20 protein-coding genes and 7 pseudogenes are annotated in these 26,611 nt (G+C 58.3%); 12 read left to right on the forward strand and 15 right to left on the reverse strand.

Annotated elements, in window-relative coordinates:
- Positions 1–20: 20 nt before the first annotated feature.
- A complete protein-coding gene (locus tag FFH21_RS16005) occupies positions 21–2,027 on the forward strand; it encodes a U32 family peptidase (RefSeq protein ID WP_019741012.1) in 2,007 nt (668 codons plus the stop codon).
- Between the two features lie 57 nt (positions 2,028–2,084).
- On the opposite strand, the gene FFH21_RS16010 is transcribed toward FFH21_RS16005, so the two are convergent.
- Together FFH21_RS16010 and FFH21_RS30005 are read right to left on the reverse strand one after the other, a co-directional pair.
- A complete protein-coding gene (locus FFH21_RS16010) occupies positions 2,085–2,579 on the reverse strand; it encodes a GNAT family N-acetyltransferase (protein WP_019741011.1) in 495 nt (164 codons plus the stop codon).
- A 231-nt stretch (positions 2,580–2,810) separates the two neighbouring features.
- Positions 2,811–2,975: a hypothetical protein gene (locus FFH21_RS30005; protein WP_155007600.1), complete on the reverse strand. Its 165-nt coding sequence runs from the start codon at positions 2,973–2,975 to the stop codon at positions 2,811–2,813.
- A 206-nt stretch (positions 2,976–3,181) separates the two neighbouring features.
- Here FFH21_RS30005 and nirB point away from each other — a divergent pair.
- Positions 3,182–5,741, forward strand: a pseudogene (gene nirB, locus FFH21_RS16020) (nitrite reductase large subunit NirB).
- Positions 5,741–6,127 (forward strand): nitrite reductase small subunit NirD, encoded by a 387-nt coding sequence (gene nirD / locus FFH21_RS16025; RefSeq protein ID WP_002553915.1) that lies wholly within the window; start codon positions 5,741–5,743, stop codon positions 6,125–6,127. Before nirB ends, nirD begins: the two are co-directional and overlap by 1 nt.
- Positions 6,128–6,198: 71 nt before the next feature.
- Here nirD and FFH21_RS16030 read toward each other — a convergent pair.
- A pseudogene (locus tag FFH21_RS16030) lies at positions 6,199–7,194 on the reverse strand (alpha/beta fold hydrolase).
- A 254-nt stretch (positions 7,195–7,448) separates the two neighbouring features.
- Here FFH21_RS16030 and FFH21_RS16035 point away from each other — a divergent pair.
- The gene (locus FFH21_RS16035) at positions 7,449–8,378 is read left to right on the forward strand and encodes a LysR family transcriptional regulator (RefSeq protein ID WP_011168922.1); all 930 of its coding nucleotides are present in this window, start codon (positions 7,449–7,451) and stop codon (positions 8,376–8,378) included.
- Here the strand turns inward: FFH21_RS16035 and pstB are convergent, their stop codons facing one another.
- From pstB to pstS, 4 genes are all read right to left on the reverse strand, one after another.
- The gene (gene pstB / locus FFH21_RS16040; protein WP_011168923.1) at positions 8,379–9,158 is read right to left on the reverse strand and encodes a phosphate ABC transporter ATP-binding protein PstB; all 780 of its coding nucleotides are present in this window, start codon (positions 9,156–9,158) and stop codon (positions 8,379–8,381) included.
- Entirely contained in the window at positions 9,158–10,042 is an 885-nt protein-coding gene (pstA, locus tag FFH21_RS16045) for a phosphate ABC transporter permease PstA (protein WP_002553919.1), read from the reverse strand. The genes pstB and pstA overlap by 1 nt, the downstream gene beginning before the upstream one ends.
- Entirely contained in the window at positions 10,039–11,034 is a 996-nt protein-coding gene (gene pstC, locus FFH21_RS16050; RefSeq protein ID WP_003371940.1) for a phosphate ABC transporter permease subunit PstC, read from the reverse strand. Before pstC ends, pstA begins: the two co-directional genes overlap by 4 nt.
- A gap of 81 nt (positions 11,035–11,115) precedes the next feature.
- Complete coding sequence (gene pstS, locus FFH21_RS16055) at positions 11,116–12,135, reverse strand: phosphate ABC transporter substrate-binding protein PstS (protein WP_011168924.1); 1,020 nt, start codon at positions 12,133–12,135, stop codon at positions 11,116–11,118.
- A gap of 531 nt (positions 12,136–12,666) precedes the next feature.
- Here pstS and FFH21_RS16060 point away from each other — a divergent pair.
- Together FFH21_RS16060 and FFH21_RS16065 are read left to right on the forward strand one after the other, a co-directional pair.
- On the forward strand, positions 12,667–12,951 hold the full coding sequence (locus FFH21_RS16060) for a hypothetical protein (RefSeq protein WP_002553922.1): 285 nt from the start codon (positions 12,667–12,669) through the stop codon (positions 12,949–12,951).
- Positions 12,952–13,050: 99 nt separating this feature from the next.
- Positions 13,051–13,353 (forward strand): hypothetical protein, encoded by a 303-nt coding sequence (locus FFH21_RS16065; RefSeq protein ID WP_032704214.1) that lies wholly within the window; start codon positions 13,051–13,053, stop codon positions 13,351–13,353.
- Here the strand turns inward: FFH21_RS16065 and FFH21_RS16070 are convergent.
- Positions 13,329–15,032 carry a VRR-NUC domain-containing protein gene (locus tag FFH21_RS16070; RefSeq protein WP_004657996.1) on the reverse strand — a complete coding sequence of 568 codons (1,704 nt, stop codon included), beginning with the start codon at positions 15,030–15,032 and terminating at the stop codon, positions 13,329–13,331. The genes FFH21_RS16065 and FFH21_RS16070 overlap by 25 nt on opposite strands.
- Positions 15,033–15,200: 168 nt before the next feature.
- Here FFH21_RS16070 and FFH21_RS16075 point away from each other — a divergent pair, with 168 nt between their 5' ends.
- On the forward strand, positions 15,201–15,716 hold the full coding sequence (locus tag FFH21_RS16075) for a nucleoside 2-deoxyribosyltransferase (RefSeq protein WP_011168925.1): 516 nt from the start codon (positions 15,201–15,203) through the stop codon (positions 15,714–15,716).
- A 14-nt stretch (positions 15,717–15,730) separates the two neighbouring features.
- Here FFH21_RS16075 and FFH21_RS16080 read toward each other — a convergent pair whose 3' ends face one another.
- On the reverse strand, positions 15,731–16,633 hold the full coding sequence (locus FFH21_RS16080) for a LysR family transcriptional regulator (RefSeq protein ID WP_011168926.1): 903 nt from the start codon (positions 16,631–16,633) through the stop codon (positions 15,731–15,733).
- Positions 16,634–16,739: 106 nt separating this feature from the next.
- Between FFH21_RS16080 and FFH21_RS16085 the strand changes: the two genes are divergently transcribed.
- A complete protein-coding gene (locus tag FFH21_RS16085; protein WP_004665638.1) occupies positions 16,740–17,828 on the forward strand; it encodes an AbrB family transcriptional regulator in 1,089 nt (362 codons plus the stop codon).
- A gap of 23 nt (positions 17,829–17,851) precedes the next feature.
- Here the strand turns inward: FFH21_RS16085 and FFH21_RS16090 are convergent, their stop codons facing one another.
- The 6 genes and pseudogenes from FFH21_RS16090 to FFH21_RS16110 form a co-directional block, all read right to left on the reverse strand.
- The gene (locus tag FFH21_RS16090; protein WP_004665639.1) at positions 17,852–19,096 is read right to left on the reverse strand and encodes an AGE family epimerase/isomerase; all 1,245 of its coding nucleotides are present in this window, start codon (positions 19,094–19,096) and stop codon (positions 17,852–17,854) included.
- A gap of 125 nt (positions 19,097–19,221) precedes the next feature.
- Positions 19,222–20,088, reverse strand: a complete 867-nt coding sequence (locus FFH21_RS31115) for a methyl-accepting chemotaxis protein (RefSeq protein ID WP_371217821.1) — start codon at positions 20,086–20,088, stop codon at positions 19,222–19,224.
- Positions 20,077–20,847: pseudogene (locus tag FFH21_RS31120) on the reverse strand (MCP four helix bundle domain-containing protein); the annotation flags it as partial. The pseudogene FFH21_RS31120 and the gene FFH21_RS31115, both read right to left, overlap by 12 nt.
- Positions 20,848–21,027: 180 nt before the next feature.
- Positions 21,028–22,167: a glycerate kinase gene (locus FFH21_RS16100; RefSeq protein ID WP_011168929.1), complete on the reverse strand. Its 1,140-nt coding sequence runs from the start codon at positions 22,165–22,167 to the stop codon at positions 21,028–21,030.
- Positions 22,168–22,278: 111 nt separating this feature from the next.
- Positions 22,279–22,716, reverse strand: a pseudogene (locus FFH21_RS16105) (PucR family transcriptional regulator); the annotation flags it as partial.
- 203 nt (positions 22,717–22,919) lie between these two features.
- A pseudogene (locus FFH21_RS16110) lies at positions 22,920–23,063 on the reverse strand (transposase); the annotation flags it as partial.
- 204 nt (positions 23,064–23,267) lie between these two features.
- Between FFH21_RS16110 and xopAH the strand changes: the two are divergent.
- The 4 genes and pseudogenes from xopAH to FFH21_RS16140 all read left to right on the forward strand — a co-directional run bounded on the left by xopAH (position 23,268) and on the right by FFH21_RS16140 (position 26,523).
- Positions 23,268–24,239: a XopAH/AvrB family type III secretion system effector gene (gene xopAH, locus FFH21_RS16115; RefSeq protein ID WP_116831276.1), complete on the forward strand. Its 972-nt coding sequence runs from the start codon at positions 23,268–23,270 to the stop codon at positions 24,237–24,239.
- 112 nt (positions 24,240–24,351) lie between these two features.
- A complete protein-coding gene (locus FFH21_RS16120; protein WP_004665644.1) occupies positions 24,352–24,702 on the forward strand; it encodes a hypothetical protein in 351 nt (116 codons plus the stop codon).
- Positions 24,663–24,845: pseudogene (locus FFH21_RS30625) on the forward strand (hypothetical protein); the annotation flags it as partial. The gene FFH21_RS16120 and the pseudogene FFH21_RS30625, both read left to right, overlap by 40 nt.
- A 451-nt stretch (positions 24,846–25,296) precedes the next feature.
- Positions 25,297–26,523, forward strand: a pseudogene (locus FFH21_RS16140) (IS91 family transposase).
- Positions 26,524–26,611: the final 88 nt, after the last annotated feature.

A 26,611-nucleotide genomic window follows, 5' to 3' on the forward strand; every position in this document is an offset into this window, starting at 1 on the left:
CGCCGCAGGATCCCGTTGCCATGTCGTTACCCAAGCACCACCTGGAGTTGCTCAGCCCTGCACGGGACGTAACCATCGCCCGTGAAGCCATCCTGCATGGTGCCGATGCGGTGTACATCGGCGGGCCGAGCTTTGGTGCGCGACACAACGCCTGCAACGAGGTCAGCGACATTGCCGAGCTGGTCAAATTCGCTCATCGCTATCACGCGCGGATCTTCACCACGATCAACACCATCCTGCATGACGACGAACTGGAACCAGCCCGCAAGCTGATTCACCAGCTCTACGACGCAGGCGTGGACGCATTGATCGTGCAGGACCTCGGGGTGATGGAGCTGGAGATTCCGCCCATCGAGCTGCATGCCAGCACCCAGACAGACATCCGCACCCTGGGCCGGGCGAAGTTCCTCGATCAGGCCGGTTTCTCGCAACTGGTGCTGGCCCGCGAGCTGAACCTGCAGGAAATTCGTGACATCGCCCGTGAAACCGATGCCGCTATCGAGTTTTTCATTCATGGCGCGCTGTGCGTGGCGTTCTCCGGGCAGTGCAATATTTCCCACGCGCAAAACGGCCGCAGTGCCAACCGCGGCGACTGCTCGCAGGCTTGCCGCCTGCCCTACACGCTCAAGGATGATCAGGGCCGCGTCGTTGCCTTCGAAAAGCATTTGTTGTCGATGAAAGACAACAACCAGAGCGCCAACCTGCGCGATCTGGTGGACGCAGGCGTGCGCTCGTTCAAAATCGAAGGTCGCTACAAGGACGCAGGCTACGTCAAAAATATCACCGCCTATTACCGCCAGCGTCTGGACGAGATTCTCGAAGACCGTCCGGACCTGGCACGCGCTTCCAGCGGCCGTACCGCGCACTTCTTCGTGCCCGACCCGGAGAAGACCTTTCACCGCGGCAGCACCGATTATTTCGTCAGTGACCGCAAGATCGACATCGGTGCGTTCGATACGCCGACGTTTACCGGTCTGGCAGTCGGCACCGTCGAAAAACTCGGCAAGCGTGACCTGATCGCCGTGACCCATGAGCCGCTGTCCAACGGTGACGGTCTTAACGTGCAGATCAAGCGTGAAGTGGTGGGCTTCCGTGCCAATATCGCCGAGCTCAAAGGCGAGTTCGAAGAAGACGGCCAGAAGCGCTGGCGCTACCGTGTAGAACCCAACGAGATGCCTGCGGCCCTTTCCCGTGTGCGTCCCAACCATCCGTTGAATCGCAACCTGGACCACAACTGGCAGCAAGCGCTGCTCAAGACCTCGGCCGAGCGCCGCATCGGCATTCAGTGGCAGGTTACCCTTCGTGAAGACCACCTGCGCCTGGAAGCCATCAGTGAAGAAGGTGTGAGCGTCGCGGTAAACCTTGACGGCCCGTTCGGCGCAGCCAACAAGCCCGAGCAGGCGCTGGATCAACTGCGTGACCTGCTCACTCAGCTGGGCACCACGATCTACCATGCTCAGGATGTCAGGCTCGACGCGCCACAGGCGTTCTTCGTGCCCAACTCGCAGCTCAAGACGCTGCGTCGCGATGCCATCGAGGCGCTGACCGAAGCGCGCATCGAGGCGCATCCACGCGGTGGCCGCAAGGCTGAGACTACCCCGCCGCCGGTGTACCCGGAGTCGCATTTGTCCTTTCTGGCCAACGTCTACAACCAGAAGGCCCGCGATTTCTACCATCGCCACGGCGTGCAACTGATCGACGCGGCCTACGAGGCCCACGAAGAAACCGGTGAAGTGCCAGTGATGATCACCAAGCACTGCCTGCGTTTCTCGTTCAATCTGTGCCCGAAACAGGCCAAGGGTGTCACCGGCGTGCGCACCAAGGTCGCGCCTATGCAATTGGTGCAGGGGGATGAAGTGCTGACCCTGAAATTCGATTGCAAACCTTGCGAAATGCACGTAATCGGCAAGATGAAAGGTCACATTCTCGACCTGCCGTTGCCCGGCAGCGCTGCGGCTAAATCAGTGGTCGGCCACATTACCCCGGAAGACCTGCTCAAGACTGCGCGTCAGCGTTCCACTCGCTGATCGGTATGAGGGGGGTTGGCGCCCTGCCAGCCCCTTGCGTCTTCTGACAAAGCAATCTTAAAGAACGCGCTCCATATGGGTGGTATTCCACACCGGGTCGTTTTCCACATCGGTCACAGCAAAACCCTGTTTTTCCCAGAAGCGTATTGCACCCGGCAAAAACGGATGGGTGTGCAGGTAAAGCACCTCTATTCCACCTGCCTCGGCATGCGCCCAGAGCGCCTGACATAAACGGCTGGCCAGCCCGTCGCCGCGAAACTCCGGCGTGACGAACAGGCGCACGATCTCAACGGTTCTGCGCCCGCGATAATCGAGCTGCGGGAAACGATGATCGAACGGCAGGTAGCCCACAGCCGCGATGATCTGCCCTTCACTGCGGGCGATCAGAAACTTGCCGTCCTCCCCGTCCAGATACACCTGCTCGAAACCGGCCAGATCGGGCGGAACGGTGACGGTGTCGAGCAAGGGAAAGATTCCGGCACGCGCACGCATGACGAAATCGACGGTGTGCGGGATCTCGGAGGGGTGTACCTCAGTAATAGTGATGTTCATGAGCACGGACTTATTGGGGGAATTGCAGGGTGATACAAATGTTACGCCAGAGATGGGCTTTTGGACGCACGGCTTAACTATAGAGCAGGCGGCGCGGCACAGAATTGTGACGCGGAGCGTCACGACAGGCATTTCCACCCGGTGCGTGAGGAACGATATGTGCCTGGAGCGACTGGGGCGCCCGGAGGTAAAAACGCCGATTATCGTGAGCGGGCAATGCGGCGCACAGCTTTACAGCGCAAACCCTTCGATGCGCACCAATGCAAGGCAGGAAAAATCATGCGCCGGACGCCGTTGTAAACGCTGCGCAACCTTGCGGGCATTGCCAATTCGGGCTTGGAGCACTGCCGACGCAAGCTGGCACAGCCCCTGCATAATCTTGAACAACCCCACCATGAATGTGGTCGGGCCGCCCCGGTTGATCGACGTTGATCGCCAGTCTCGCAGAGACCTGAGGGCCACATGGGTGCATCCGGCAACGTGGCTTGATGGCATCCCCGAATACCCAATAAGAGAACAGGCAAAGGCGCCTGGAACCGAAAGGTTCCGGGCGCTTTTTTTTTTGCTTCAAAAAACCTGATTGGCCTCGGCCGGGACTTGCTATGAACACCACAGTCTTCCCCATGAACGATGTAAAAACCCTGATCGTCGTCGGTAATGGCATGGTCGGGCACCATTGCGTCGAGCAGTTGATCGCAGGCGGCGCACTGGAGCGTTATCGCATCCATGTATTTGGCGAAGAAGCACAGCGTGCCTACGACCGCGTGCATTTGTCCGAATACTTTACCGGCCGCGATGCCGAGTCGCTGGCCATGAGTGAAATGTCTGTCTACGAACAACCTGGCCTGACGCTGCACCTGGGCGTACCGGTGCTGGAGATTGATCGTGATCGTCATGAAATCATCACTGCCGAAGGCTGCTTCAGCTACGACAAGCTGATCCTGGCCACCGGCTCCTTCCCGTTCGTACCGCCGATCGAGGGCGCACAGGGCAACTCGCGGCTGGTCTATCGCACGCTTGAGGACCTGGACACCATTCGCTACGCCGCCTCGAAAGCTCGCCGTGGCGTGGTAGTCGGCGGTGGTCTGCTCGGGCTTGAAGCGGCCAACGCACTGAAGTCGCTTGGCCTGGAAGCTCATGTTGTCGAGTTCGCCCCGCGCTTGATGCCGGTGCAACTGGACGAGCACGGCGGGGCCGCCTTGAAAGCGCGTATCGAAGCGCTGGGCGTTGGCGTACACCTGTCGCGCTACACAATCGATCAGCGACGGCAAGCAATACCGCTATCGCATGAACTTCGCCAACGATGAATTTCTGGAAACCGATCTGATCGTGTTCTCTGCCGGTATCCGCCCGCAGGACGCTCTGGCTCGCCAGTGTGAACTGGAACTCGGCCCGCGTGGCGGTATTGCAATCGACGAGCACTGTCGCACCAGTGACGCCGATATCTATGCAATCGGCGAGTGCGCGGCCTGGAACGGCAGTGTATTCGGCCTGGTGGCACCCGGTTTTCAGATGGCCCGTGGCGTCGCTGCACAGTTGTGCGAAAAGGACACTGAGCCGTTCTTCGGTGCCAACATGTCCACCAAGCTCAAGCTGCTGGGCGTGGATGTCGGCTCCATTGGTGACGCGCACGGTGCGCTGGCCGGGGCTGTCAGTTATCGTTTCATTGACGAAGCCACCGCCAGCTATCGCCGGCTGGTGGTGTCGGCAGATGGCAAGCAAGTGCTCGGCGCGGTGCTGGTCGGCGACAACAGTTACTACGACACCCTGCTGCAATACGCCCAGAACGGCATCACCCTGCCCGCCGACCCGTCCAGCCTGATCCTGCCGCGTGGGGAAGGCGCGCCGACGCTGGGTGCCGATGCCCTGCCCGCCACCGCGACCATCTGTTCCTGCCATAACGTCAGCAAGGGTTCTATCTGTTCGGCAATCGACAATGGCTGCACCGACCTCGCCGGAGTCAAGGCCGGCACCAAGGCAGCCACCGGTTGTGGTGGCTGCACTGCGCTGCTCAAGCAGGTGTTCGAGCATGAGTTGATGGCGCGCGGTGTGGCGGTCGACAAAAGCCTCTGCGAGCACTTCGCCTACACCCGCCAGGAGTTGTACTCGATGGTCCGCGTCGAAGGTATCGAGACCTTTGACGAACTGCTGACTCGCCATGGCAAAGGCGCGCATGGCTGCGACATCTGCAAGCCTGCGGTCGGCTCGATTCTCGCTTCGTGCTGGAACCGCCCCATCACCGAACCTTCGCTGGTGCCACTGCAGGACACCAACGACACCTTCATGGCCAACATGCAGAAAAACGGCACCTACTCGGTCGTACCGCGTATTCCGGGCGGCGAAATCACCCCCGACGGGCTGATCGCGATTGGTGCCGTGGCCAAGAAGTACGACTTGTACACCAAGATCACCGGCGGCCAGCGCATCGACCTGTTCGGCGCGCAACTGCATGAACTGCCGGACATCTGGAGCGAGTTGATTGAGGCGGGTTTCGAGACCGGGCATGCCTACGGCAAATCGACCCGGACGGTGAAGTCCTGCGCCGGCAGTACCTGGTGCCGCTATGGCGTGCAGGACAGCGTCGCCATGGCACTGCGCATTGAGGACCGTTACAAGGGGCTGCGCTCACCGCACAAACTCAAGTTCGCCGTATCCGGCTGCACCCGCGAGTGCGCCGAAGCGCAGAGCAAGGATGTGGGTGTAATTGCCACCGAGAACGGCTGGAACCTGTACCTGTGCGGCAACGGCGGCATGCGTCCACGCCACGCAGAGCTGTTCGCCACCGACCTGGATGACGAAACCCTGATTCGCTACATCGACCGTTTCCTGATGCTCTACATCCGCACTGCCGACAAGCTGCAACGTACCTCGGTCTGGCGTGAATCGCTGGAAGGCGGCCTCGACTATCTCAAGGCGGTCATCATCGACGACAGCCTGGGCTTGGCCGCAGAGCTGGAGTCGCAGATGCAGCTGGTGGTCGACCGCTATGAATGCGAATGGGCCAATGCCCTCAAGGACCCGGAGAAGCTCAAGCGCTTCCGCACCTTCGTCAACGACGGACGTGGCGACCCGGACGTGCATTTCGTCAAGGAGCGCGCCCAGCGTCGTCCGGCAAAACCCGAAGAGCTGGCCCTTATCCCGCTGTTCAAGGAGGTGGTGTAATGAATTCGTCCAACACCGTATTGGCGGGCGAAAACGCCCATTCTGCACTGCAACTGCACTGGCATGCCCTGTGCGGACGCAAGGATCTGGTCGCCAACTCCGGCGTGGTAGCGTGGCTGGACGGCGCGCAGGTAGCGCTGTTCTACCTGCCTGAAACCCCTGAGGGCGAACAGCTCTTTGCCATCGACAACCGCGACCCCAAGTCCGGCGCCAATGTGATCGGTCGCGGACTGATTGGCCATATCGCTGGCGAGCTGGTGATTGCCTCGCCGTTGTACAAGCAGCATTTTCGCCTGCACGACGGTAGTTGCATCGAGTACCCGGAGCAACGTCTGGAGGTCTGGCCGGTACGGCTTAACGGAGATCAGGTAGAGATTGCCGTCTAGCTGATAACAATAGGGCCAGACAACCTGGTCGCTGGCCGACCAGGCTGTTGCGTGGGATGAATGACCGACTATTACAGCTCGGACAACAGCGCTTTATTGAAGCCCTGCGGATCTTCCATCTGCGGGGCATGCCCCTTGCCCTTGAACTCCACCAGTCTGGCGCCAGGGATCATCTGCGCCACCTGCTTGCCCAGTACCTTGTAATTGCCGATCTTCGCCTTGACCTCGGGCGGCGCGATGTCGCTGCCGATGGCGGTGGTATCGGCATCGCCGATCATCAACACGGTCGGCACCTGCAGCCTGGGAAACTCGTAGAACACTGGCTGGGTAAAAATCATGTCGTAGATCAGCGCCGAGTTCCAGGCAACGATCTTATGGCCCGGCCCCTTGTTCAGGCCCGCCAGCATGTCGACCCATTTGTCGTATTCAGGCTTCCAGCGCCCGTCGTAGTAGGTCTTCTGCTCGTAGGCGCGAATGCCTTCGGCGGTGGTTTTCAGTTCGCGCTCATACCACTAATCGACGCTGCGGTAAGGAACGCCAAGGGCCTTCCAGTCTTCCAGTCCTATTGGGTTGACCATCACCAGTTTCTCGGTCTGTTTCGGGTACATCAGCGCGTAACGCGTGGCCAGCATGCCGCCGGTGGAATGGCCGACCACCGACGCCTTGTCGATACCCAGCTTTTCGAGCAACGCGTGGGTGTTCATCGACAACTGCTGGAAGCTGTATTGATAGTGCGCAGGTTTGGTCGAGGTGCAAAAACCGATCTGGTCAGGCGCAACAACGCGATAGCCCGCAGCACTCAGCCCCTCGATAGTGTCTTCCCAGGTCGCGGCGCAGAAATTCTTGCCATGCATCAGCACCGCGGTGCGGCCATTGGCCTTGCCGGTGGGTGCGACATCCATGTAACCCATTTCCAGCGTCTGGCCCTGGGACTGAAAACTGAATTTGTGCAGCGCGTGGGGGTAAGTGAAACCTTCCAGTTGCTGGCCATAACCGGGCGTTTCAGCCAGTGCTGCGCCTGACAGCGTCAACGACATCAACATGCCGGCAATCTTTGCAGCCCGCATAAGGGGCACCTCCTGTAGCCTGTGGATAGGGGTCGAAATCTGCAGCCGCTTCCACGTTAAACCGCAGACCAGCAAGTAGACCTTGTTTCCCACTACAGATTCGCCCCTTTCCTGCCTGCAGAACCGTAAGCAGACGTTTCATCATGCCAGCCCGACGGCGGCAAAACGCTGGACGCCCCCTGCCACGCTTGCCTAGACTGAGCCGTCGGTTGCAGGCCGTCGTGGTCAGCCAGGTCTGATGCCAAGGAACAGCAATGAATCGAAATGAACTGCGCAAGGCCGACATCAACCTGATGGTGGTCTTCGAGACATTAATGCAGGAGCGTAACGTCACCCGGGCAGCCGAAAAGCTGTTTCTCGGCCAACCCACGATAAGCGCCGCACTGAATCGCCTGCGCAACCTGCTCAATGACCCGTTGTTCATCCGCGTCGGGCATCGTATGGAGCCGACCGCGCGCGCCCATGAGATTCTCAAGCACCTGACGCCAGCGCTGGATGCCATGTCTACCGCGCTGAGCCTGACCACCGATTTCGATCCTTCGGTCAGCAAGATGACGTTTCGCATCGGCCTGACCGACGACGTCGAATTCGGCCTGTTTCCCGCCATGCTCAAGGCCATCCGCGAGGAGGCGCCTGGCGTGGTGATCGTGGTCAAGCACGTCGACTACCTGAATATCTCCGAAGTGCTGATGTCCGGCGACATCACCGTCGGCGTCTGCCTGACCCGTGAGCTGCCGGCCAATGCCAAACGCAAGACGCTGCGCAACGTGCAGCCACGGCTGGTACGCGCCGACAAACCGCGCAGTCCGATGAGCATCGACGAGTATTGTTCACGACCTCATGTGGTGGTGTCGCACGTGGCCAGCATCAGCAGCTTTGCCGATGAGTGGCTGACCGCACTGGGTCGCAAGCGTCAGGTCGTGTTGTCAGTGCCGCAGTTCGCCACATTGCTCGCACTGATGGCTGGCACCGACATGATTTCGGGCCTGTCCGACTACGCGGCCAAGGCCATGAGCGCATTGGGTTTGCTGTATGACGAGCCGTTGCCCTTCCCCACGGCGGGGCTGGACCTGTCGATGACGTGGCTGAGTGTGATGGACAGCGACCCTGCCGAGCGTTGGCTGCGCAGCAGGATCGAGGAATTCATGGGCGGGCGCCAGGAAGCGCCCGCCCTGGCAGGCTGATCAGCCGAAACGACCGGTAATGTAGTCTTCGGTCTGGGTCTTGGAGGGCTTGGTGAAGATGGTGTCGGTGTCGCCGTGCTCGATCAGTTCACCCATGAACATGAAGGCGGTGTAGTCGGAGCAACGCGCCGCCTGCTGCATGTTGTGGGTCACGATGATCACGGTGAACTGCTCCTTGAGTTCAGTGATCAGCTGTTCGATACGCCCGGTCGAAATCGGGTCAAGTGCCGAAGTGGGCTCATCGAGCAGCAACACCTGAGGGCGCAGCGCGATGGTGCGGGCGATGCACAGACGCTGCTGCTGACCACCGGACAGACCGGTTGCGCTCTGCTTGAGCTTGTCCTTGACCTCATCCCACAACGCCGCACCACGCAGTGCCTGCTCGACGCGATCTTCCATTTCCCGACGCGAAAGCTTTTCGTGGTGCTTGATGGCATAGGAAATGTTGTCGAAGATCGACATCGGGAACGGCACCGGCTTCTGGAACACCATGCCCACATGACTGCGCAGGCGGTTCATCGAGTAGCCTGGCGCCAAGATGTTTTCGCCATTGAGCAGCACTTCGCCGCGCGCTTCCTGTTTCGGGTACATCGCATAGATACGGTTGAAAACGCGCAGCAGGGTCGATTTACCGCAACCCGACGGGCCGATGATCGCAGTGATGCGCTTCTCGGGGATGGTCATGTCGATGGACTTCAACGACTTCTGGTTGTTGTAGAAAAACTCCAAACCGCGCACTTGGATCTTGGTCTTTTCGTTGGCCAGGGAAAGGTTGTTCATCAGGACGCCCTATTGCGCAGAAGAATTAAGCGAGACAGCAGACTCAGTATCAGTACGAACAACGTCATGACCAGCGCACCGGCCCATGCCAGGGAGTGCCAGTCATCGAACGGGCTCATGGCGTACTGGAAAACCACCACCGGAACACTGGCGATTGGTTTGAGCAGATCACTGCTCCAGAACTGGTTGCCGAAAGCGGTGAACAGCAGCGGCGCGGTTTCGCCGGTGATACGTGCCAATGCGAGCAATACGCCGGTAACCACACCCGCCTTGGCAGCGCGCAGGACGATTTGCAGAGTCAGCTTCCATTGCGGCACACCCAGCGCCAGTGCGGCTTCACGCATGGTCGAGGGTTGCAGTTGCATCATTTCGTCAGTGGTACGCACCACCACCGGGATGACCAGCAATGCCAGAGCCAGCGCACCGGCAATCGCCGAAAAGCCCACCTGATGGCCTGTGACTGCGTTGAGTGGCAGTACCACAACGGTATAAACGAACAGGCCGAGCACGATGGAAGGTGCCGACAGCAGGATGTCGTTGATGAAGCGTACTGCGTTACCCAGCTTGGTGTAGCGAGCAAACTCGGCCAGCCAGATACCGGCCATCAGGCCGATTGGTGTACCGATCAACAGGCCTATGCCCGACATCAGCACGCTGCCGTAGAACGCGTTGGCCAGACCACCCTCGGTGCCAGGTGGCGGGGTCATACCGGTGAACAACTGCAGGTTGAGCGCGTCGATACCCTTGATGATGGTGGTCAGCAGAATCCACACCAGCCACAGCAGGCCGAAGGCAGTGGCACCACAGCTGAGCACCATCGCAATCTTGTTCTTGATGCTGCGAACCCGATACAGGCTCTCGCTGCCAGTCACATCCTTACTCATAACCCCTCCTTACGCGAAAGGCGCGACAGCATCAGACGTGCAAGGGCCAGCACGATGAAGGTGACCACAAACAACAGGAAGCCAAGGGCGATCAGTGCCGAACGGTGCAAGTCGGTATAAGCCTCGTTGAACTCGTTGGCGATTACCGAGGCGATGGAACTGCTTGGCATCATCAGCGATGCAGAGAACTGGTGAGCGTTACCCAGTACAAAGGTGACCGCCATGGTTTCGCCCAGCGCGCGTCCCAAGCCGAGGAACACACCGCCGACCACTGCCGAACGGGTGTAAGGCAGCACGATGTCCCAGACCACTTCCCAGGTCGTGCCGCCCAGTGCGTAGGCCGACTCTTTGAGGGCTACGGGTACGGTACGGAAGACTTCCTGCATAACCGAGGTAATGAACGGCGTGATCATGATCGCCAGCACGATACCGGCGGTCAGCATGCCGATACCCAGCGGCGGGCCCTGAAACATCGGACCGATCAGCGGCAGTGCGCCGAGGTTTTCGGTGATCCAGGGTGACAGGTGTTCAGCCATGAACGGGCCAAAGACAAACAGCCCCCACATGCCGTAGATGATCGACGGGATACCTGCCAGCAGCTCGATGGCCGAGGCAATCGGCATGCGCAGCCAAGGCGGAGCTACTTCGGTCAGAAAGATTGCAATGCCGAAACTCACCGGGACGGCGATCAGCAAAGCCAGAAAAGAGGTAACCAGGGTGCCGTAGATCGGAACCAGCGCGCCGAACTTGCCGGCGTTTACGTCCCACTCGGTGCTGGTCAGAAAGCCAAACCCGAAAGTCTGGAATGCCAGACTGCCGCCCCACAGGGTCGACAAGGCAATACAACCCAGCAAAGCAAGCACCAGCATCGCTGCGGCCTGCAATGAACGCTTGAACCACAGGTCATGACGATGATCCCGTTTGGCGCGCTTCTCGCCCTCGGACTCACCAGCGGAGACGTTAGCGGACAGGTATTGGGTGTTTTCAGTCATGTTGAGGCCACTCGCAAGGAAAAGCCCCTGTCACCGAGCCGATATCGCGGCTGATGACAGGGGTGGTACGGGTTGAATCACTTACTTGGTGAATTCCGTTTTCCAGTAGCTTTCCACGCGTTCAACCAGCGATTTCGGCAATGCTACATATTCCAGTTTCTCGGCCTGTTTCTGGCCGTTTTCCAGCGACCATTTGAAGAAGTCGAAAGCGGCTGCGCTTTTCTCTTCGTTCTTGGCTTTCTTGTACATGATGATCCAGGTGGTCGCGGTGATCGGCCATGCAGCCTCACCCGGCGCGTTGGTCATGATCAGGTTGAAGTCTTTGGCGCTCGCCCAGTCGGCAGTGTCAGCAGCGGCAGCAAAAGCCTTGGCGTCTGGCTTGATGAATTTGCCGGCAGCGTTTTTCAACTGGGTGTAAGACAACTTGTTGGTCGTCGCGTAGGAGTACTCAACGTAACCGATCGAACCCTTGATCTGTTTCACGTAGGCAGAAACACCTTCGTTACCCTTGCCGCCCACACCGGCTGGCCACTGCACGGTCGAACCGAACTTCAGCTTCTCGTTCCACTCCGGGCTGACTTTGCTCAGGTAGTTGGTGAAGTTGTAAGTGGTACCCGAACCGTCCGAGCGGTGAACAACGGTGATCGCAGTATCAGGCAGCTTCACGCCCGAGTTCAGGGCAGTGATTGCCGGGTCGTTCCACTTCTTGATGTCGCCCATGAAGATCTTGGCGATGGTTGGGCCGTCCAGCTTCAGCTCGCCACTTTCAACGCCTTCGACGTTGACGATCGGCACGATACCGCCGATGACGCTCGGGAACTGACTTAGACCGCCAGCCTGCAGGTCCTCAGCGGACATAGGGGCGTCGGATGCACCGAAGTCAACAGTCGCTGCCTTGATCTGGGCAATACCGCCGCCCGAACCGATGGACTGATAGTTGATACGGTTATCCTTGGTTTTGCTGTAGTCCTGGGACCACGCTGAAATAACCGGGTAGACGAAACTCGAACCAGCACCTGTGACATCAGTCGCATGGGCCACACCGCTGAGGCACAGCGAAGCGATCAGAAGCGACAAGCGTTTTTTAGTCAGCAGTATCACGGTAATACCTCAGTCCAGGAGATTGTGTGGTGGCCCAGTTAGGGAGGCCCGAGGCGGATTTAAAACCTGAAATGTTGCTGTTTCATGACAATCCAACGAATCGTGTCAGCGAAGGAACTTTTTTGTAGGCGATTTCCTACGCTGTCGACGCTGAAAAACCCCGTAGAGCCCAGTGTTTACGACGAAATCACACCCTCAAGCGCTAAATAGCTTTTTGCCACCTCTAGATGGATAGCTAAACGCCAGCTGCGTTATAAAAATGTAAGAAAGTATGATTTTAAGAATCGTTGGGGATGACCGGGCGGTCAGCTTATAGCTAAATCAACTTAAAACTGTTCCAACCGCGCTGATCAAGCCTATGTAAACAGACGAACGCGAAAGGCTTGAAACCGCCGAATCAAAGAGTCGGTATCAAGTGGGCGCGCGTGGTACACAGCTACCGTTCGTCGGGTTAAAGGGCACCTAGGGCCACTGGCCAATGACCAATATACGTACTTTAAAGAACTACTTTAAAACAACGGAGTAAGCATCATGATCAAGACCAAACTGACTGCCCTCACCCTGGCAGGCCTGATGGCCGTCGCTTCGGGTGCAGCCTTTGCCGAATCGACCACCAGCTCTGAAACGCCAATCAACAAGAATGCGACCAAGCTGCCGGGCACTAACACCCAGCCGATGGACCGCACCTCTTCCGAAACTCCTGGCGCGCAAACAGACAGCAAAAAAGCGGCTGCCGAAAAGTCGATGAATCATGACAAGGGCGCACATGGCACGCACGACAAGAGCAACGTTACTGAAAAAACCAAGACTCAGTAATTATGCTTCTGACGCGGGCAGGACAACATGTTTTGCTCGCGGGTCAGTGGCAGATCCCGTAACACCGTTCTACCCCATTGCACTCACGGATGTTGCAGCATGACCAGGAATAGATTGGGGGCATTAGGCCTTGCAGCACTGCTTGGGCTCTCGTGCGCAAGCGCATTCGCAGGCTCTACAGGCCCAACGAACCCGGTAGGCGACGGTCCGAAAGTACCCGGCACCGGAGCGGAAAAGAACGTGGACGGAACCAGTCCCGGCGCGCCAGGCACAAGCCCCGGCACCAAAGGCATGGACCCGCTGCCCGGAAAGAATGGCAGTGCGGCTGACAAGCCTCATGACTCGAAAAAACCGCATGACGCCAATCACCAAGACAGTCAGGGTGAACACAAAGCGCCTTGATGGCAGGCCAGCTCTTCAATGACGTCGGCAGCATGTTCAGTTGCCCACTGCACATAACACACCTCCACCGGCATACCATGCTCGGCGCAGAAGTCCAGCCAGCGCAGTTGGTTGTCCTGGAGACGATCCCCTGGTCCCTTGACCTCTATCATTCGATAGCGCCGCTGCTCCGGGAAGAACTGGATCAAGTCCGGCATTCCGGTCCGGTTGGCTTTTACATCCTGCAACAGACGACGAAACCAGTGACGCAGATGCTCAGCGGGCAGGCAGCGCAGTGCCTGCTCCAATAGCTGCGGCGTCAACGCAGCCCAGAATACGAAGGGTGACTGCAGGCCGAATTTGCTTTGAAAATGCTCGCGAATGGTCGCCAGGTATTCGCCTGACTCCAGTTGCATCAGGCAGGCATCGAACAATGCCACCCTGCGCTGATAGAAGTCCGGGCTGTACAGATCGCTGGGTGCACTGTGAAACGGGTGAAAGAATGCGCCAGGCAAGGGCGCGAAAATGGCCTTCCAGCACAGCAGACCAAACAGGGAATTGATCAGCGCATTCTCGACGTAATGCACTTCCCCGCCCTGCTCTTGTTCAAGGTGCTGGCTTATCAGACGTTCGACACTCACCCCCGCCAATGGCGCAACCTGCACGTCCAGCCGCGAGACGATACGCGCCGCGCGCCTGCGCTCGACAGTCAGGCCGAGCTTGCGTTGCAGTCGTGGCAACACGCGCGACAAATGCTGAACCTCGGCATCACTTTCCGGGGCACTCCGCGCCTGCTGCACAAGCGTCATGGCGGCTGCGTATTCGGCGTTGCGTTCCAGCATCCGGATCTGCCGCGAACGCGCGCCGGGGTAGCTGGACTGACGGTACACCGCCATCGCCAGAGGCCAGTCCTGCAGGCGCTCGGCCTGTTGCCCGATGCGAAACAGCAGTTTGGCGCGGCGCATATGCAACCACGCATTGCCGCACTGGACCGCGATGACCTGTTCGGCCAGCGCATGCAGATCGATGCAGGTTTCCAGCGCCTCTCGGCAGGCGTGCAATTGCAGGCACACATCGATGTCGGCGCGCTGATTGATGACGCGCGACTGCACCGAAAATTCGACCTTTTCGTAGCGGTAGATACCCAGATCAGCCAGCACGAACTCCGACCACTCCTGATACAGATTGCCGAAGTACAACAATCGCAGGCGGTCACAGAGCGGCATGATGTTCAGGCCGAACACGGCGTCAGACAACGTCGGGTGCCATTGCTCAAGTGCCTGTGGCGCTTCATACAACGGCTGCAAGCGCTCCAGCCATGCCTGCTTGCGCTCTGGCCCCTTGACTGCATGGGCTTTGAAGCACTGGGTCAGCTCGTCGCGGCGCAGCAACTGGAACAGTTCGCTCAAACCCAGTGGCGGGCTGGTGACGACCCAGCCGCGATCCAGCAGCGGCTGCACTGCCTCACGAGGGTCGCCGATTTCGACGTAACTCAGTTTGCTGGCCCGAAACAATACGCCCTTGCGCATCACCATGCGTACCAGCAGACCCTGGGCACGCACGGGCGCCTCGGCAAACTCGCTGATGAAACGGCGCTCGGCTGCGTCGAGCAGGTCGTCGTAGCGCAGGGCAATCCAGGCAAGGACCTGCCGGAAGTTTTCCAGGTAATAGAACGGATTGTCGAGAGGAGCAGTATTCAAGGCCAGCGTTCACATGAAAATGATCAGACTGGACAAGAATACTGGTTATCCGTACAGATTCCAGCTCAAATACCTGCTGAGCGCCGGTCGGCCGATCAATGGCACGTATCGCGGCCAGACAGTCGGCCTTAGAATCAGTGGGATAACCTCTGTAGCCAAGAGTCGGATATGCAAACGCCACTGGTTTATCTCGCAGGCTTCGACGTGTTCCGGCCAGACGCCGTCGAGTACGGATGCTACCTCAAGGCGTTATGCTCGGCACACGGGCTTGAAGGTTTGTACCCCTTCGACAATGAAGTGACGCTCGGGCGCACGCAGCATGAAACTGCGCAGCAGATTTACTCGATGAATATCGCGATGATTCATCGCTGCTCTGCCGTACTGGTCAACCTGAATGTGTTTCGCGGTCTGGAGCCGGATTCGGGCAGCGCATTTGAAGTCGGTATGGCGGTGGCATTGAACAAGCCCGTTTGGGCGTACTTCGAGCCAGTGACCTCGTTGCGCGAACTGGTTTCTCATGATGAACACGAGTTTGATCGCGACGGCTTTATGGTTGAAGACTTCGACTTGCCCCGCAACCTGATGCTCGCCTGTAGCTGGGCGGGTACCAGCTCTACCGTGGAGCTGGGTGCCGAGGCACTGGCAAGGTACCTGAATGGCTTAAAGGTCATGCCCGGCGAGTAGCTGAACGCACGCGCTCACCCCCAACCCAGAAAGTCCCCGCCGTTGTCACGCAGCATCTGCAACATGCCCTCTGCCGCTGGCGACAGGTAGCCGCCCTTGCGCAGGGTAACGCCGATTGTGCGCTTGAGCGTGGTCTGTTCCAGGGGCACTTCACGCAGGTGTTGCATGGTCTTGCCAAACTCCAGCGACTCGCGGGCGATGAAGCTCAGCAGGTTGCTTTGAGCAATCAAGCCTGGCAACAGGGAGATCGAGTTCGCCTCGATCTGCACTGTCGGCAGCGGCAGGCCGTTGGCAGCAAAGGTCGCGTCCAGCCACTTGCGTGATGAAACGCTGACCGGCGGAAGTACCCAGCGATACGCGCAGAGGTCACTCATCTTCAATGAGGTCTTGAAGATCGGGTGTTTTTTGCTGGCGACCACCACGGCTTCGTCCCTGAGTATGGCAAAGCTGGTGACGTCTTCGCTGTCGGGTGCCAGTGCGCAGATGATCATGTCCAGCTGCCCTGAACGCAGCGACTCACGCAACAGGTCATCCTGGCCTATCACCAGCTTGAAAGTGACATCCGGCGTACGCTGTAACAGGGCCGAGGTCAGTTTCGGCATCAGGTATTCCGCCATCGTCGCGGCGCAGCCGACGCGAATGTTGCCCACCATGCCACTGGCGAAATCCCTTACTTCCCGATGGGTCTGGGCAATGCTCTGCTGCAGTTCCTTGCCGCGTGCCTGCAACAGCTCACCCACCGGGGTCAGCTTGATGCGTCGACCGTCACGCTGAAACAGCCGCGTTCCGAATGATTCCTCCAGCCGCTGAATGCTTTTTGTCAGCGCGGGCTGACTGCGATTGAGCTTTTCTGCGGCTCGCCCGAGGTGGCCCAGTTCGGCAATGGTTTCAAAATAAGTGAGATCGCGCAGGTCCATATCTATCAACCAAAGTTATCAATTCATGATTATTAGAAAATAGACTTGATCGGTTGCCAAGTCGATACTGTTTGCATGTGATCCACCCGATTCAAGGAGAACGTCCTTGTCACACGCTTCACGCTTTTCACTTTCCACCCTTGCCCCGTTGACTCAATGGACGGGCCTGATCCTGATGGCCGGTGCTGCCGGTCAACTGCTCAAACTGTTCAATATGCCTGCTGCGATGTTCCTCGGCCCCATGCTGGTTGCTATCGGCTTTGGCGTGTCGGGCGCCACCATCCGCATGCCCAAGCGGGCGTTTCAACTCGGCCAGGGCACCGTTGGTGTGCTGATTGCGCATGCGATGTCAGTCAGCGTATTGCTCACGGCGCTACAGTCCTGGCACGTCATGCTGCTGGCCACGATCCTGACCGTGGTGCTGAGCGCGGCGGTGGGCCTGTTACTGGTGCGCTTTGGCGGAATCCCGAGTAACACTGCCGCCTGGGGCACGTCGCCCGGCGCGGCTTCGGCGATGGTCGCCATGTCCGAGGATTACGGCGCAGACTCGCGAGTCGTTGCCACCATGCAATATGTGCGCGTGGTCTGCGTGGTCACCATCGGCGCGCTGGTCAGCCATTTCATCGGCGCACCTGATTCCGGGGCTGACGTGCACAGCACCGCAGCCGCCTTACATAGCCTGAACCTGATCGACCTCGCCCTGAGTCTGGCAGTGATCGTAACGGGCGTAGCACTGGGCTCGCGCCTGCCAGCGGGTGCCTTACTGGTGCCGTTAATGCTGGGCGGCGCGCTGCAACTGAGCGGCGTCATGCAGATCAGCATTCCTGACTGGCTGCTGCCAGTTGGCTATGGTGCTATCGGCTGTTATGTAGGGCTGCGTTTCGACCGGCCGACAGTGCAATACGTGTGGCGACGACTGCCGATGATGATTCTGGCCTCACTGCTGCTGATCGTTCTGTGCGCCCTGTCGGCCTGGCTAATTGCAGCGATGATGGGCAAGGATTACCTCTCGGTGTACCTGGCAACCAGCCCGGGCGGCCTGGACACCATGGCCATTATTGCCATCGATACTCATGCCGATGTCGGCTTCGTGCTGGCCATGCAGACCCTGCGCCTGTTCGGCGTGATCCTGACCGGCAGCTTCCTGGCCCGGCAGATTATCCGCCTGAGCGACAAACGCATCCCTGCGCTCTGATTGCCGATGCCAGGCTCAGCCGTTCACTCATGCCCCGCCAGAGCACTGGCCAGGCTGGGTGCCAGCGGCAACACCGGCAACAGCGTGGCCTGATAGGCGTGATAAAGGTCCGGCTTGCCCGGCCAGATATCAGCGCTTGGCTCGTTGCGCTGGTTCAGCTCATGGCGCCAGCTGCCATGCTCATGATCGATGAACAGGGTCTCGTTGAATTCCCAGAAACGGCGATACCAATCTTCATACTGTTGCTCGCCAGTACGTTGCAGCAACGCTGCAGCAGCAGCGGCCGCTTCGCAGTGGGTCCAGTGCAGGCGATGACGGACCACTGGCTGGTTCTGCCAGTCAAGGGTGTAGACGATACCCGGCGCACCGTCGACATCCCAGCCGTAGCCGCAGGCATTGGCAAACAGCTGGCGGGCGTCATCCAGTAACCATTCCGGATTTGAACGCCCGGCGTGACGACGCGCGGCCTCAAGATGCAGCACCAGCCGTGCCCACTCGAAGGCATGCCCCGGCGTGGTGCCAAACGGCCGGAAGCCATCAGCCGGGTTTTCGCGGTTGTAATCGGGCAGCGGTTGCCAGTTTTGTGTGAAGTGCTCGATGACCTGAAAATTGTTGGCCCCGGCATGTTGATGGATCACCCGCTCGACAATGCTCAACGCCCGGTCGAGCCATTGAGCATCGCCGGTCACGTCGGCCAGCGCGAGGAAGGCTTCGGTGCTGTGCATGTTGCTGTTGGCGCCGCGATAGGCCTCTTCGTTGCTCCAGTCCTGCGCAAACGACTCACGCATGGCACCTTCCTGCTCGCTCCAGAAACGGGTCTGGATGATCTGGATGGCCTCGGACAACAATGCTTGCGCGCCAGGCCGCCCCGCCACCACGGCAGAACTGGCCGCCAGTGCAACGAAAGCATGCAGATACGCCTGCTTGTCGGTTTTGCCGCCGTCTTCGAGCGCGGCACTGAACCAGCCATCGTGTTCGGCATCGCGCAACGGGCCACGCAATGCGGCGATGCCATGATCGACCAGTGCGGCACAGCCGGGTATGCCTTGCGCATGGGCCATGGCAAAACAGTGGGTCATACGTGCAGTATTCATGGTTTCGGCCGTGGCGCCGACCATCAGACGGCCGTAGTCATCCAGACTGCCAAAACCGTTGTCGAGCCGCGAAGCCTTGGCGAAGGTCAACAGACGGTTGCCTTCCAGTGCCAGCCATTGATGATGGGCTGGCGAGCGCAGCCAACTGCTGAAGGTGTGATTATTATTATCCATGACGCGATGCCGCCCCCTTCGATAAGGTTGTGCCCAGACTGTACCGGAGGTCATTTCGACCGAGGGCATAATGCGCGCCCGGTCGATCGTCGGCAAGCGGACACAACCTGTATCAATGTAGGGTTTTACACCTTGAAGCGTGAGACCACCTGATTCAGGTCAGCAGCAAGACGCGACAATTCATGACTCGACGCACTGATCTGGTTGGCACCCTGAGTCGACTGCATGGACAGATCGCGAATGTTGACGATGTTGCGGTCGACTTCACGCGACACTTGCGCCTGTTCTTCCGCAGCGCTGGCAATCACCAGATTACGCTCGGAAATCTGATTGATCGACGATGTGATCTCACTCAACGACTCGCCCGCGCCCTTGGCCAGCGCCAACGTCGAATCGGCCCGGTCGCGGCTGGTGTTCATCGAGTCGAGCGCCTGCGCAGAACCGCTGCGCATGGCATTGACCATCGAGTCGATTTCCAGCGTCGACTGCTGGGTGCGATGCGCCAACGCACGGACTTCATCCGCCACTACCGCGAAACCGCGGCCCGACTCGCCCGCGCGCGCCGCCTCGATGGCCGCGTTGAGCGCCAGCAGGTTGGTCTGTTCGGCAATCGAGCGGATCACGTCCAGCACCTTGCCGATATCCTGAGACTGATTGGCAAGGTTCTGCACCAGTGTCGAGGTGGCCTGCACGTTGTCGGTCAGTGTCTGGATCGACTGCACCGTCTCGATCACCCGCGTCTGGCCTGCCAGTGCCGAGGTACTGGACTGGGTGGAGGCGTCCGACGTGGACACGGCGTTACGCGCAACTTCCTCTACTGCCGAGGTCATTTCATTGATCGCCGTGGCGGCCTGATCGATCTCTGCATTCTGCTGGTTCAATCCGCGATAGCTGTCCTCGGTGACCGAGTTGAGTTCGGTAGCCGCCGACGCCAGCTGGGTAGCCGATCTGCCGATGTGGCGCATGGCTTCACGCAGATTGACCTGCATCATTGCCAAAGCACGCAACAGTCGGGTGACTTCGTCTTCGCCGTCGACCTCGATGGTATGGGTCAGGTCGCCGTTGGCAACCTGCTCGGCAGCAGTGACGGCACGTTGCAACGGCCCAACGATACTGCGGGTCAGCCAGAGCGCCAAACCGATGGTGCACAATGCGGCGATAACGACAAAGACAATGACGATGTCACGCGATTTGTCGTACTGGGCTTCGGCCGACTTGCCTTCGGCATCCACCTTGGTGACGTAGAAATCAGCCAGATCATTGAGCTGTTTGCCGGAACCGTCGACGATCTGTTTCATATCGACCAGCAGCAGCTTGTTCAGACCGGTGCTGTCGCCCTGCCCGGCGAGAACAAAAGAGCGATCCAGCGCGCTGCGGTATTGACCCATGGTGACCATGAACTGGTCAGTCAGGGTCTTCTCTTCAGGGGTGTCGACGAACGTCTTGAGAATGCCCAGCTTCTTGTCCAGATCACCCAGACGTACGTCCAGTTGCCCGCGATAGGTCGGAATGCTCGCAGGGTCGGTGTCCAGCGCCATGCGCAAGGAGATGGTCCGGATACGCAGCATGATTTCCCGGATATCGTTGACCACTCGCATGCTGGGCAGCCAATTGCTCTCCACTGCCACTTCGCTCTGGCGAATGGTCGACATCTGTGCCAGCGCGAACCATCCAAGTAAAGCCACCAACAGGGAAATCAGGGTAAAACCCAGACCGGCACGACGAGCGATTGTGAGTGTGCGTAGATTCATGACCAGTGCTCTTTTGTATTTGGAGGGCAGTATCTGACGCCAAGTTGTCAGACAACCGAGAGCATATCGCCCTTGTCCGACAATTCTTTAGGATTGCTGGTGATAATCAGGTTTTTTACTCAAAAGGCCGATCGGCCAACTGGACCGAGCCTGTGCAAGGCGCTGCCCGAAGGGCAGCCTTCAGCGTCCTGCCGCCATTTGCCAGAGCCGCGCCAGGTCACGCGCGCGGTCGTGCAGCAGGCGACTGGCATCGCGACAGGCCTGTTCAAGGCTCATCGGCCCGCTGGCCAGCGCGAAGGCCGCGCCAATGCCGTGCGGGTAAAGCTGCTCGTAGCCTTCGCCCAGCGTTCCAGCCAGCACGATCACTGGCACTTGCTGGCGCTTCGCGACGCGCGCGACGCCAAGCGGCGTCTTGCCGCGCAAGGTCTGCGCATCAAAACGGCCTTCGCCGGTGATGACCAGGTCGGCCCCGGTCAACGCCTGCTCCAGCCCGGTCAGCTCGGCAACCACCTCAACGCCTGCGCGAAACGAGGCATTCAGATACGCCTTGGCAGCAAAGCCCATTCCGCCTGCCGCGCCGCTGCCAGGGCTGTTGCGTTGGTCCAGACCGAGGATCCGCGCCGAATGGTCGGCGAAACACCGAAGTGCGGCATCCAGCGCCACAACCTGCTCGGGCGATGCGCCTTTTTGCGGGCCGAAGATATGCGAGGCGCCATTCGGTCCACACAGAGGATTATCGACGTCGGCGGCAATCTCGACGCACACGTCAGACAAGCGCGGATCAAAGCCGCTCAGGTCGATACGGGCCAGATCGGCAAGCGCGAGACCGCCCGATGGCAAGGGCTGATCGTCGGCATCGAGAAAGCGTGCGCCCAATGCCGAGAGCATGCCGCTGCCGCCGTCGTTGGTTGCGCTGCCACCGATGGCCAGAATCACGCGACGGGCACCCGCATCCAGTGCCGCCGAGATCAACTGGCCCGTACCTGCTGTGCTGGTCACACAGGCGTCGCGCTGTGCCAGCGTCAGTAATTGCAAGCCGCTGGCCATGGCCATTTCGATGATTGCCGTTCTGCTCTCGGCCAGCCAGCCCCAATGAGCCTGGACCGGATCGCCCAGCGGTCCGCTGACCCGGGCGCTCATCAGTTCACCATTGCAGGCTGCCAGCAGCGCTTCGATGGTGCCCTCCCCGCCATCTGCCATCGGGCATTTGATCAGTTGGGCATGCGGCCAGACCTCGGCCAGACCACTGGCGATGGCGTCGGCAACGGCCTGTGCACTGAGGCTGTCCTTGAACGAGTCGGGGGCGATGACTATTTTCATTGTTGTTCTCCATATCCGATGCTCGCATGCTCTCATCCGCCACCAGGTTTGCCGCCAGCCCTTCGCACAACGATCGGCAACCGTTATCGGGCATTTGAACAAAAACCGTGTTCAGTCGTGACGAGTGATCATCTGCGCGCCCAGATACAGACGCAGCAGGTCATCGGTCTTGTAAGGATCGCAGCCGGTCAGCTCGCCGATCTTCTCCAGCCGGTAACGCAGGCTGTTGCGATGGATGCCCAGGGCTTCGGCGCAGGCCTGGCTTTCGCCGCTGTACTCGAACCATTTGCACAGGGTGTCAAGCAGTTGTACGTGGTTATGCAAACGGCCAATCGGCTCGGCGACGTCTTCAGCCAGCCAGTCGTGGCGGTAGCGCCAGAACAGCACCGGCAAACGGTACGCCTCAAGACGCAGCAAGCGTTGCCCCGGCAGAGCCTGACTGGCGTAATCGAGCAGATCCCGCGCCGCCGCACAGGCATGACGCAAGGCAGGCAGATCAGCAGACTGAGCCACGGTGGCCATGCGCAGCACCGGCCAGCGGTGCTCATCGAACAGGGCAGCCTGCGGCTGCAAATCGCCCGTTCTTACGATCGCGTAGCAGCAGGAACATGGATTTGAGCTTTGTCATGAGGCCCATTATTGATCATCATGAAACCTACGTAACCACCGCTGCTGCTTAAGATGAGTCCAGCCTACACACCTCGACCGCTCAAAAACCTCTTCACCGCCAATCAATGCTGGGCACACCTCCTCAAGCTGTTGCGGATCAGATGCACGATGCAGGTTTGCAGCGTCGTGGCAGGAAAAACCGCTCCCAAAGCCTCCGGTATTCCTTTGAGGCCATCCGTGACGGCGATCAGAACATCCTCAACGCCACGAGTCTTGAGGTCGTTGTACCCGGAATCGTCGATGTATCGGAATTGGCGCACTGTATAGGAATTTTGAAACTCCTATATGAGGTTTGTAGGCTGGACTCATCTGAAGCAGCAACGGTGGGTACGTAGGTTTCATGATGATCAATAACGGGCATCATGACAGAGCGGAACCGAATAAGAGGTTACTACCACTAAGGCTCGTCACCTAAAAAACGGGGTTTAATTATGGGATGCATTACTTCAAAACCACTGGTTAGCTCTCCCCAGTGGCATAATTCAGCTACTAATTCCGAAAATTTAGAAACTGGTCAAAGAAGCCATAAAGCCTCTCTTTATGGTGCTATGTCTGGATCACCGGAAAGGAGTGAATTGACTTGGCATCAGCAGTCGTTGGTTGGCGTAGCCCGATGGCCTGACAAAGAATATAATAGAGATCATGTCCCCCTGCAAATGGAATACGGTAGGTCTTTTTGGAATGAGTCGCGAAAAATAGGAAGTGCATTAGCTAATGGTGAAATTCAGAATTTTGAAGACTTATGGGAGAAAGCACGCGATTGGCGATGTTCAATGGCTAATCATGATGAGAATATATTTAAGAAACCTCGCAATAGTTATAATGAGTTTCCTTTTACAACCCCATTAATAAATCAATACAATTATATTAAAGAAAGATATAGTGCCCGTACTGATGGGAGCTTGCAAAAACTCGATGATGAAGGCTTATTGCCACCAGCAAAAGAATTTTTGATAACGGATAAGATTTTTGGAGAGCCAATAAGCCTGACAAAGATAGTTTGCAGTTCAGATAGTTCTGCGCACCGAGACCAAAGACGATATTCGGATTTATGGTCGCGAGGCTTAGACTATGGAGAGCCACACTACATCCAACATACTTCATCGGAAGAAGTCCCTAAAATTCTTCATCATGTAAACGATTTGTTTGATGAGGTCCTACAATCAAACTTATCTACCAAGAAAGCACTTAAGTTTTTAGGCGAAATTCACTGGTGGTTGGCACATGCTATGCCTGATGAAAGGGGGAGCGCAGCCAAGAGTGAGCTTTGTGTACGTGCTATAGCCCAAGCCAAGGGCTTAGATTTACCCCCTATGAAAAGTGGAATAGTTCCAGACTTGGAAGCAATGACTATGTCGCGTGAGCAATTTATCAAGCAGTATCCGTCAATGTTTGATGATTAATGCAGAGAAGCCCGCAGAATTCGTAACAAATCGTACTAGGTTCATGCATAGGCATTTTGAAATGCCTATGCATCAAGAGCGCAGGCACAACATCACATAGAGATGGCTGATCATGAGGCGAAGCGAAGGTAACTGGCACGAAGCGGTCGGGGAAGCGATTAAAGCAATGGGTGCGGATATCGCCGAGATCAAAAGGTTTCAGCAAGACTGCGAGCGCGATAAAAACATCGCAATGCTGATGCAGATAAATGAAAAACAGATGACGCAGGCGAGCACTTATACAAATCTGATCTTGGTCGCTGGGTACGCTGGTTTTTTTGCGTTCTGGTCAACGCTTGTGGCTAAGCTTCCGAGCTGGGTCTATGCCCTCAGCGGACTACTCGCCCTCCTGTCGCTGATCTGCTTCATTTGTTGGGAACTGATCAAGAGATTTGTTGCAGCAGAATGTTCGGCAAGCGACTGACCGAGCTGGGGCCGATCAAAGAGGCGGCGGCCACCTACATGATGCGTGCCTCTGAAAAATTACGCGCTCAGGGATCGGTGTGCAAAAGGATCCTGGTGAGCATCCGCACCGGCATGGGCCATGCAGCCGATCTCCGTAACGCCCAGTTCAAAGCCTGCCTTGTAGGGGAGCCCGCAGAATTTGGAAAAAATCGTACTACGTTGAGCATTGAGCAGGCTGCGTGACGCATAACACTGGATCATTCCAGCCAGTCCAATGCGTTGCGTAGCTGTAACGACCTGCAATCGAAATGGCGCCGACCTGCAATCATTGCGTTTTTCGACCAGGATTGATTGCATCTATCCGAGCCAGCAAACCGGGATTATTTGCGAATGAACCTGCGTTCATCTGGTTCGACCTGCAATCGATTGTCATCAAGGTGATCAGTCATGACCTCTGGTGTTTACGCGCCCGTTGGTTCTGCCTGTTCAGGCTTGAACGTGTCGCCGTAATGCAGAACAGGGCAGCCTGCGGCTGAAAATCGCCCGTTCTTACGATCGCGTAGCAGCAGAAACATCGATTTGAGCTTTGTCATGAGGCCCATTATTGATCATCATGAAGCCTGCTTACCCACCGCTGCTTCAGATGAGTCCTACCTACACACCTCGACCGCTCAAAAACCTCTTCACCGCTAACCAGTGCTGGGCACACCTCCTCGAGGAGGGCGGCTTACGCGACATCGAAGTCGAGTCCGTCACCAAAATGCTCGCCTGCGGCACCTCGATACTGGGCGTCAAACACTACACCTGCGGCAACCACAGCTGCCCGCACGTCAAATACCTGTGCAACACCTGCCATTGCCGGGCCTGTCCCTCCTGCGGCAAAAAGGCCACCGACCAGTGGATCACCGTGCAAAACAACCGTCTGCCCGACTGCCCCTGGCAGCATCTGGTGTTCACGCTGCCCGACACGCTATGGCCCCTGTTCTTCTACAACCGCTGGCTGCTCGATGCGCTGTTTCGGCTGGCGGCCGATAACCTGATCTACGCCGCCAAGCGGCGCGGTTTGCGCGTCGGGATTTAAGGGGCGCTGCACACCTATGGCCGGCGGCTCAACTGGCATCCCCACGTCCACCTGTCGGTGACCGCGGGCGGCCTGGATGAGCAGGGCGTCTGGAAAAATCTGTCGTTCCACAAAGAGGCCCTGCGGCGGCGCCGGATGTGGCTGGTGCGCGATTACCTGCTGGGACAGCCGCTTTCGCAACTGACGATGCCGCAGCTGGCCCACATCCTCTGTGAAAGCGACTGGCGCCGTTTGATACTGACCGCTGGTGGCCAGCACTGGCACATCCACTTGTCGAAGAAGACGGAAAACGGCCGAAAGACCGTCAATTACCTGGGCCGCTACCTGAAAAAACCGCCCATCTCGGGCAGTCGTCTGGCGCACTACACCTCCGGGGCCACGTTGAGCTTCACCTACCTGGATCACCGCACACAGACCTATCAGCAGGAAACGCTGAGCCAGGCCGACATGCTGCGCCGGGTGGTGCAGCACATCCCGGAAAAGCATTTCCGGATGATCCGGTATTTTGGTTTTCTGGCCAATCGGGTCTGCGGGCAGTACCTGCCGAAGGTCTATGAAGCACTGAAGATGGCGACGCCAGGACCGGTACCAAAGCTGTATTTTGCGCCGATGGCCAAAGCCTTTCTAAACGTCGATCCGTTCCGCTGCGTGCTGTGTGGCGCGCGGATGGTATACACGGCGGCAATCAGCGGGCTGACGGTGCAGGGACTGGTCCTCAACGCCCAGGCGATCGCGCAGATGAGGTACGTGAAGCCCTGACGGGGGGGGAAGGTGCGTCCGCACCTAGGCTTCGCGGTGAAATAACCTGCATTAACACTTTTTGATAGGGATTTTCACTGCATAAGTA

This window comes from Pseudomonas sp. KBS0707, from assembly GCF_005937945.2.
Lineage (GTDB): Bacteria > Pseudomonadota > Gammaproteobacteria > Pseudomonadales > Pseudomonadaceae > Aquipseudomonas > Aquipseudomonas amygdali.

Coding starts and splice junctions, on each gene's coding strand:
- xopAH (WP_116831276.1), top strand. CDS start 23,268: ATGGGATGCATTACTTCAAAACCACTGGTTAGCTCTCCCCAGTGGCAT.
- pstA (WP_002553919.1), bottom strand. CDS start 10,042: ATGAGTAAGGATGTGACTGGCAGCGAGAGCCTGTATCGGGTTCGCAGC.
- FFH21_RS16100 (WP_011168929.1), bottom strand. CDS start 22,167: ATGAAAATAGTCATCGCCCCCGACTCGTTCAAGGACAGCCTCAGTGCA.
- pstC (WP_003371940.1), bottom strand. CDS start 11,034: ATGACTGAAAACACCCAATACCTGTCCGCTAACGTCTCCGCTGGTGAG.
- FFH21_RS16005 (WP_019741012.1), top strand. CDS start 21: ATGTCGTTACCCAAGCACCACCTGGAGTTGCTCAGCCCTGCACGGGAC.
- FFH21_RS16090 (WP_004665639.1), bottom strand. CDS start 19,096: ATGGATAATAATAATCACACCTTCAGCAGTTGGCTGCGCTCGCCAGCC.
- FFH21_RS16010 (WP_019741011.1), bottom strand. CDS start 2,579: ATGAACATCACTATTACTGAGGTACACCCCTCCGAGATCCCGCACACC.
- FFH21_RS16080 (WP_011168926.1), bottom strand. CDS start 16,633: ATGGACCTGCGCGATCTCACTTATTTTGAAACCATTGCCGAACTGGGC.
- FFH21_RS31115 (WP_371217821.1), bottom strand. CDS start 20,088: ATGATGCAGGTCAATCTGCGTGAAGCCATGCGCCACATCGGCAGATCG.
- FFH21_RS30005 (WP_155007600.1), bottom strand. CDS start 2,975: ATGGTGGGGTTGTTCAAGATTATGCAGGGGCTGTGCCAGCTTGCGTCG.
- FFH21_RS16065 (WP_032704214.1), top strand. CDS start 13,051: ATGACCAGGAATAGATTGGGGGCATTAGGCCTTGCAGCACTGCTTGGG.
- FFH21_RS16060 (WP_002553922.1), top strand. CDS start 12,667: ATGATCAAGACCAAACTGACTGCCCTCACCCTGGCAGGCCTGATGGCC.
- FFH21_RS16075 (WP_011168925.1), top strand. CDS start 15,201: ATGCAAACGCCACTGGTTTATCTCGCAGGCTTCGACGTGTTCCGGCCA.
- nirD (WP_002553915.1), top strand. CDS start 5,741: ATGAATTCGTCCAACACCGTATTGGCGGGCGAAAACGCCCATTCTGCA.
- FFH21_RS16035 (WP_011168922.1), top strand. CDS start 7,449: ATGAATCGAAATGAACTGCGCAAGGCCGACATCAACCTGATGGTGGTC.
- FFH21_RS16120 (WP_004665644.1), top strand. CDS start 24,352: ATGAGGCGAAGCGAAGGTAACTGGCACGAAGCGGTCGGGGAAGCGATT.
- pstB (WP_011168923.1), bottom strand. CDS start 9,158: ATGAACAACCTTTCCCTGGCCAACGAAAAGACCAAGATCCAAGTGCGC.